This window comes from Neisseria sp. HMSC064E01 (assembly GCF_001808875.1).
Lineage (GTDB): Bacteria > Pseudomonadota > Gammaproteobacteria > Burkholderiales > Neisseriaceae > Neisseria > Neisseria sicca_A.
The window spans coordinates 1-264 of sequence record NZ_KV794927.1 but is presented as its reverse complement, the minus strand read 5'-3'; the positions used below and the strand labels follow the sequence as shown (position 1 = coordinate 264).

Sequence of the window (264 nt, the reverse complement as noted above, 5' to 3'; positions counted from 1 at the left end):
CTTGTATATCGGAACTCTCGTATCATAGCAACAAACCGCCCGGCCGCCATCCGCATCCGACCAAGGCAAACAACCGTTGAGTAGCTCAGGGAGCGGCCGGGCAACCCATCGACACAACCGGACAGTTGCCAGACAACACAACCGAATGCAAGGCAGGTTTATGATGAGTACACAATACAATTACGCAGGCATCGACATCGCCAAACGAAACTTCGTCATCGCCGTTTCGTCTTTGTCTAAAACCAAAACCGAAACCAACAACCC

1 pseudogene is annotated in these 264 nt (G+C 51.5%); it reads left to right on the top strand.

What is annotated here, in order from left to right:
- Positions 1-163 precede the first annotated feature (163 nt).
- Positions 164-264, top strand: a pseudogene (locus tag HMPREF2572_RS14150) (IS110 family transposase); the annotation flags it as partial.